Raw genomic sequence first — 6,748 nt, 5'->3', positions numbered from 1 at the left:
TATAGAAGAACTTATTCACCCCTTCCTTTAAAGCATCTTGAAATGACATATCTGCTTGACCTGAGACGAAATAGAAAACGGGTGATTCTTTATATGAATCTGACTTAACGAAGTCTAGAACCACTTTTCCATTACCATTAGGCATCTTGAAATCTGAAATGATTGCATCAAAACTTTGGGTTTCAAGGATTTCTAAGGCCTCATTCCCAGAAGAAGCTTGGACAGTAGAAAAACCTTCGAACTCTAACTCTTCAGCTAGAAGCTCAAGAATATCTGGTTCGTCATCTATTACGAGAACTCTTTTTGCCATTGAATCTTAATCCTTAGTGCAAGAGTAATGAGAAGGGCCAATCCAGTAATCCAAAAGAAATACTTAAAAGACCGTATACAAGATATGATAACCCTCGTACTAGAAAACTCAAAACCTTATTTTTGTATATCAATGAAGCATATTTAGGCGCTGTTGAATAATAGACATTTACGAACTCCTCCCCTAAATAATTTTTAAGGAGGTAGTTGTCTCTAATGTGCCTAAAATAATCGAGGACATAGTGATCTCTTTGGAAACCTGCCGTCACTAAGTAACATGATTTCTCTTCTAGCAGAGTTTCAATTGTTGTTGGTGTAATTGTCACACCAACATCATTTCCAATATTCGTTTGATAGCCAAACTTGTCCCTATAACGAAGAATAATATTAGCAGCAACACCATTAGTTAGACCTGATACTAAAATCTCACCTGATTCGTCACTTCCCAGATCATATGTATCAAGGCGTGTTGTTCCATTATATGAGATCAAGCCATTCATATAAGTTGTAGAGCTAACAGTTCCTGCAAAATCAATATAGGCCGAGGCATCACCCCTATCGCCAGTCACAGAAGTTATTTGTGTAGCCGAAGTTGCACCATCATCATAGTCATCTATATCTGTACTAGCATAAACTCTTACAAAGAGCCCTCCTGTATAATCAGAAGGCTTCATTTCATAACCGTTTGATCTCTGTGTTGAGTCAAAGAAAAAGAAGAAGTAGGCATCATCTACGACTGAAGAAGAGGCGTCTAAAGAGTCACAGTCAAATTCACTTGTAATGGCACAAATAGAGCTCGTTGTTAATGAGACATTAACTGGATCAGCTGTTCCAATATTGTAAGAGCTTGCCACAAAGTAGCTATCATCATCCCCATTTCTAATCGCAATATGAAAGTAATCCCCACTATCCACATCCAGATCCAATTGGAATTTAATGGCACCACCTCCACTTTTAGATGGTATCCCAGATGAGACAAGGTAGTGGTAATTATCCTGGCTTCCACCAGAAGACTTAAAAGGGAGATAAACTTTGTAGGCCGCTTCTTTAGATTTCCCATCACCAGAGCTTGTGGCCACAAGCGAAAAGTCAGTCCCAGAACTCGTCACTCCATAAACAATAGGATCGTCTATATCTGCCATTTGAACAGTTGAAGAATTGGCAACTTGGGCGGCCATAGAACAGATGAGAAAAAGGGTCATTAAATAAAGATTTCGCATAGTAAAATTATCACTCTTTGCCTGACACACTGTCAAATGATTATCTTTCACCGCAATGCAACTAAAGAGAGATCTTTCGAGCTAGAGATTGTCAAAAAGCAGGAGTTTATGAATAATAAGCAAATGAAAAAGATCACTCTAATCACACTCCTATTTTTAGTCAGCTGTATAAATCCCAACTCATATGAGAATAAGGCGAAGATTGTAGAATCTATGGCCACTTCTGTGACAATGGAAAACAAAGATATCCCCTTCATTGAGGCCAAGGACTTAATGTTCAAGATGACGCAGAAATCTTATGACTCAATTGTAGTCGATGCCCGCTCTGAATCGGAACAACTTGTCAGTATGATTCCTGGAGCTGTTCCAAAGCATGTCTTTGATAAGAACAAAGAGAATTTCAAAGATAAAGAGATCTTCACTTACTGCACTATTGGAGCAAGAAGTTCAGCCTATGCACGAGAACTTATAAAGAATGGCTTCAAGGCCACATCTCTAAAAGGTGGAGTTCTTTCATGGGCACAAGCTGGAGGAATTTTTGATAATGGTGGAGTTCAAACTAAGAAAGTAAAATTTCTCAATGACGCTTGGAATATTCTCCCAGAGGGATATGAGGGAGTCACACCATAAAAGTCATCAATATCAATGGAAATATTCTTGATTCTGAAAATGCTAAGATCTCAGTTTTCGACAGAGGTTTTCTCTTTGGTGATTCTGTTTATGAAGTAACAGAGGCCATTTCCAATCGACCTATCTTTATGGATGAGCACTTGGAAAGACTTTGGCAGTCTGCCAATAAAATCCACATGCCGATTGCTTTTACAAAATCAAAAATCATGGCCGAGGTAAAAAAGACTCTTGAAGTCCTCAATGTAAAAAGGGCCTATATCAGAATCATTATCACTCGAGGTGAAGGTGAGATTACTCTTGACCCTCAAGCCGCTAGTCAAAATAACTTGGTTATCATAACCAAAGAACTCAGTGAGAATCCAAAGTGGTGGTACAAAGATGGCGTTGAAATCATCATTGCCGATACCAAGAGAACATCAGTTGATTCAATGGACCCATCTGTTAAGTCGGGAAATTATCTCAACAATATTCTGGCCTATAACGAAGCCGTTAAAGAAGGAGCCTTTGACGCTGTCATGCTCAATCACGATGGCCATGTCACAGAAGGCACAACAAGTAATATCTGGATCGTTAAAGACCAAATTCTCGTAACTCCCCCACTAAAGGCCGGTCTTCTTGGTGGAATTACGCGAGCAAAGATCATCGAACTCTGTAAGAGTGAAAATATCCAAATCGAACAAAGAAATATAACTGCGCAAGAACTACAGGATGCAGATGAATCTTTTCTGACATCTCAAACTCGAAGAATTGTTCCAGTGGTTAAAGTCAACAAGACACCTCTAGGATCTGGAAAACCAGGGAAATTAACCCTCGATATATTAAATAAATATAATAAACTAATATAGAAATTTACTCACCAAGGGGCAGCAATGGAAATATCAAAGCAATTAGAGCTAATTGATTTTTCATCTCTCAATGTCGACTATGCCGATATTAGAGTTGAGAAAACAGATGAGACAATGATTCTCTATCGTGAAACAGATTTAAGAGAAGCTACAGAATCACCTTCTCTAGGAGCATTCCTACGTGTACTTAAAAATGGTAATTGGGCCTTTAAGGCCACAACTGAGCTAAATAATCTTCAAGACGAATTTAAAAAGCTTGAAGCAAGAGTTGAGCTTCTTCCAGAAGGCGAAAATCTTTCTTGGCCAAAGAGAGAGGCGAAACACTATGAAGTCATGAAGTACGCAGAAATCTCTTGTAATAAGGCCTCTCTGAAAGAAAAGAAAGAATTCTGTTCGGCCCTCATTCCAACACTTATGGAAGAAGAAATGATTCAAGGACCGATTGTTGTCTATAAAGACCAATACAAGGAAAAATGGTTTAGAGCATCTGATGGCGTCAGTTATCACTACGACTACAATCATGCTGGTGCCTATGCGGCCTTCACTCTTAAAGACGGAGAAAATAGATATGATGACAGTCATAAGTACTTCTTCCAAAATGTCATAGGTCAAAAAGATAAGGCCATTGAAGAATTGAAAAAGACAATTGCAAAGGCCAAGCCATTTGTGAATGCACCAACTGTCGAGGCCGGAAAATATCGCGTTGTCCTAGACTCTGAAATCACAGGTATCTTTACTCACGAATCTTTTGGACACAAATCAGAAGCTGACTTTATGTTGGGTGATGAGACGATGAAAGCGGAATGGGAAATGGGCAAAAAAGTTGCCTCTGACATTCTTTCAATTGTTGATGATGGAAACTGGCCAGAGACTTCTGGTGATCTCCCTGTAGATGACGAAGGAAATAAGAAAGAAAAGACATATCTTATTAAGGATGGAAAATTAGCAGGAAGACTCCACTCTACACAAACGGCCATTATGCTAGATGAAAAACCGACAGGTAATGCACGAGCAATGAACTTTCAATATGAACCAATTGTTCGTATGACAAATACTTATATTGAGAAAGGTGAAAAATCCCTTGATCAATTAATTGCAGGTATCGAATCAGGACTCTTCATCGAAGGTGCCAGACACGGAATGGGAATGAGTACTTTTACAATTGCTCCAAGCAAGGCCTATAAGATTCAAGACGGGAAGATCACTGATCCTGTTAAAGTTTCGGTTATCTCAGGAAATGTCTTTGAAACACTCAACCTCATTGAAGAAGTTGGAAATGATTTTCACATTGCCTCAAGTTCACTTGGAGGGTGTGGAAAGATGGAACAATTCCCTCTGCCAGTTGCAGATGGTGGACCAAGTATCGTTGTTTCTGAAATGACTGTGAGCTAATTGAAAATTAAAGGAAATCAAAATGATTGAAGAATATAAGAAACTCAAAACAAAGAACCTAACCATCAATATTCAAGCTGATGCGATTAATGAAATTAGAGAGAAGATGCTTGAGAAGAACTCGGCCAGAATCTTTAATGATGGAAAGATATTCTCGGCAAATTTTCTGGGAAAAATCGAACGCGAAGAATTAAAGACAAGGGCACTACAAAACCAATATGGCGCCCTCGATTACGACTATGATTTAAATTCTAACGTGACTCATAAAGAAGACTTTGGAAAGCGCCTTGAAGATACTCAAGTTGTCGCCTTAACAAAGAAGCTTGTTGATCACTTTAAAAAAGAGCTTCCGGACTTTATTTACTCTGGAAAATTTGATTATGAAGAAAATGATTCAGACCTCGAAGTCTCTTCTGGAATTGATCTTAAAGTAACAAATTCTCACGCTGGTGGATACTTTGTCCTCAAGAGAAAGGGATCCCCAAATATCATGGACTCGATGGTTGCTTTTGGAACAGGAACTGGAGATATCGATCTTAATAGCTTTAACCACTTCATCGATCTTCATAAGAAATTTGATACTGTTGTCGATATGGAAGCAGGAAAATATCCTGTTATTTTTGTCAGTGAAAAAGATTTCTTAGCAAAGTTTAGACAGTCTTGTTCACCAGATCAATACCACCAAGGCTCTGCTTTTTATTCAGGAAAATTAGGAGAAAAGATCTTCCACGAAGATATCAATTTTAATGATGTCAGATGTGATGAAAAGCATGGTCTCTTCGCCAAGTATGATCATGAAGCTCAAGCTGTTGAAAAAGAACTTCCTCTCATTAAAAATGGTGTTTTCACTAATATTATCTACGATAAGAAAACAGCAAAGAAGTATGATGGAAAGCTTACTGGAAATGGGAAACGCGATTTCAACACGGCCATGAAACCAATGGCCTATACATTTGATTTTGCCCCAGGAAAGAAGAGTTATAGTGAGCTCGTCTCTTCTCAGGACAAGTGTATTGTTATCATCATGGCCGGTGGTGGTGATACAACTTCAAGTGGTGATTACTCAAGCCCTGTCCAACTCGGTTTCTTCTTAGAAAATGGAGAAATCAAAGGAAGAACACCTGAAATTACAATTACGGGAAATATTAACAAGATGATGGGTGAAGACTTCATCGCTATTTCTAACGATGAATTCTTCCCTCTTAGATCACATAGCTTTATGTGCCACATGAATATTTTAAAATAAAGCGCAAAAAAAAAGGGGAGCAAAAGCTCCCCTCTCATTTTACTTATAAATTACTTCTTAGTTGCATTTTCAATATAGAGCCATGCTCTCATTCCACAGAAATAGTTGCAGTTTCCGTTATTATCAACAGAGTAACCTGTTTCAGTCTTAGTAAGAGTTACTTCACATAGACCAAGCTTATGCTCTTGTGAACCAAATTCATAGATCTCAACAGGTTCAACGACTTTTAATGCCGTTCCAACATTATAAACATTTGTTGATGTGAAATCACACGAGTGAGCATTTCCACCCCAAGTGCTAATATTTACTTTTGTGACTTTTGAATCAGTTCCTTCTGACTTCGTTAAAGTTAATTTATTCTCGTCTTGAACAAGACAGACTTCAGAATCCCAAATCCCACCACTTTCAGAACACTCTGCTTCATCTTGGATATAGTAAACAGCAAAACCTGTTGGCTCAGCATAAGTCTCAACAGTTTCCCCAAAGGCCTGTGCAGTTAGTAAAAGCGCAACTAAACAAATTAACTTCTTCATAGAATCTCCCTCAAAATGATGATGAATTAAAATATTTGGACAGCTCTATCACCAGTAATCTGCCCTGTCTCAGAGAATGTAAAACTTACTCAACACCATTTATTTGACGCAACGTAAGAAAGGCTATTATTTTCACACTCTAGTAGACTCTTTGATTGACAGAACTACCTAAAAACCTGTATATTTCGTCAGTCGCATTCAAGTATTAATTAAGATTTAGGGGCCCAGAGCAATCTGGAGATGTGATGCGGCTTTGGCCATGTCCCTTAAATCAACAACTTAGGAGCTTATATGGCAAAGAGTACTACGGCGAGATCACGTTTTAAGATCCAAAGAGCACTTGGTGTTGAACTACCAGGTCTTGGTAAATCAGGAGCACTAGAAAGACGTCCATACGGACCAGGTGTTCACGGGAACAGAAGAAAGAAGATTTCTGACTATGCTGTTCGTCTAAAAGAAAAACAAAAACTAATGTTCCACTACGGACTTAGAGAAAAGCAACTTGTTACTTACGTAAAACAAGCTAAGAAAAACACTGCAGGAAAGCCTTGGATGGAAGTTCTTATTGAAACT

At 38.4% G+C, this 6,748-nt stretch carries 7 protein-coding genes and 1 pseudogene; 5 read left to right on the top strand and 3 right to left on the bottom strand.

Annotation, left to right across the window (positions count from 1 at the left end):
- Both M901_RS13205 and M901_RS13200 read right to left on the bottom strand, forming a co-directional pair.
- On the bottom strand, nt 1-310 hold a 310-nt coding region (locus tag M901_RS13205; protein WP_021278698.1), incomplete at its 3' end, for a two-component system response regulator.
- 13 nt (nt 311-323) lie between these two features.
- Complete coding sequence (locus M901_RS13200; RefSeq protein WP_157680013.1) at nt 324-1,529, bottom strand: CFI-box-CTERM domain-containing protein; 1,206 nt, start codon at nt 1,527-1,529, stop codon at nt 324-326.
- 108 nt (nt 1,530-1,637) lie between these two features.
- On the opposite strand from M901_RS13200, the gene M901_RS16725 reads away from it, so the two are divergent.
- Genes M901_RS16725 through M901_RS13180 form a run of 4 tightly spaced genes read left to right on the top strand, consistent with a single transcriptional unit; the run spans nt 1,638 to nt 5,642 of the window.
- Nucleotides 1,638-2,159 carry a rhodanese-like domain-containing protein gene (locus tag M901_RS16725; RefSeq protein WP_157680011.1) on the top strand — a complete coding sequence of 174 codons (522 nt, stop codon included), beginning with the start codon at nt 1,638-1,640 and terminating at the stop codon, nt 2,157-2,159.
- A complete protein-coding gene (locus tag M901_RS13190) occupies nt 2,156-3,004 on the top strand; it encodes an aminotransferase class IV (protein ID WP_034722261.1) in 849 nt (282 codons plus the stop codon). Before M901_RS16725 ends, M901_RS13190 begins: the two co-directional genes overlap by 4 nt.
- Nucleotides 3,005-3,028: 24 nt before the next feature.
- A complete protein-coding gene (locus tag M901_RS13185; protein ID WP_021278704.1) occupies nt 3,029-4,396 on the top strand; it encodes a TldD/PmbA family protein in 1,368 nt (455 codons plus the stop codon).
- A gap of 22 nt (nt 4,397-4,418) precedes the next feature.
- Nucleotides 4,419-5,642 (top strand): metallopeptidase TldD-related protein, encoded by a 1,224-nt coding sequence (locus M901_RS13180; RefSeq protein ID WP_021278700.1) that lies wholly within the window; start codon nt 4,419-4,421, stop codon nt 5,640-5,642.
- Nucleotides 5,643-5,692: 50 nt separating this feature from the next.
- On the opposite strand, the gene M901_RS13175 is transcribed toward M901_RS13180, so the two are convergent.
- Entirely contained in the window at nt 5,693-6,175 is a 483-nt protein-coding gene (locus M901_RS13175; RefSeq protein WP_021278699.1) for a hypothetical protein, read from the bottom strand.
- 291 nt (nt 6,176-6,466) lie between these two features.
- Here M901_RS13175 and M901_RS13170 point away from each other — a divergent pair.
- Nucleotides 6,467-6,748 (top strand): annotated as a pseudogene (locus M901_RS13170) (30S ribosomal protein S4); the annotation flags it as partial.

Origin of the sequence: Bacteriovorax sp. DB6_IX (assembly GCF_000447775.1) — a bacterium.
Taxonomy (GTDB): domain Bacteria; phylum Bdellovibrionota; class Bacteriovoracia; order Bacteriovoracales; family Bacteriovoracaceae; genus Halobacteriovorax_A.
The sequence above is the reverse complement of the archived record's forward strand: the minus strand, read 5'-3'. Positions and strand labels throughout refer to the sequence as shown.

Bases quoted from the DNA above. Each gene is read 5' to 3' on its own strand.
- M901_RS13200 (WP_157680013.1), bottom strand. From the start codon at position 1,529: ATGCGAAATCTTTATTTAATGACCCTTTTTCTCATCTGTTCTATGGCC.
- M901_RS16725 (WP_157680011.1), top strand. From the start codon at position 1,638: ATGAATAATAAGCAAATGAAAAAGATCACTCTAATCACACTCCTATTT.
- M901_RS13185 (WP_021278704.1), top strand. From the start codon at position 3,029: ATGGAAATATCAAAGCAATTAGAGCTAATTGATTTTTCATCTCTCAAT.
- M901_RS13180 (WP_021278700.1), top strand. From the start codon at position 4,419: ATGATTGAAGAATATAAGAAACTCAAAACAAAGAACCTAACCATCAAT.
- M901_RS13175 (WP_021278699.1), bottom strand. From the start codon at position 6,175: ATGAAGAAGTTAATTTGTTTAGTTGCGCTTTTACTAACTGCACAGGCC.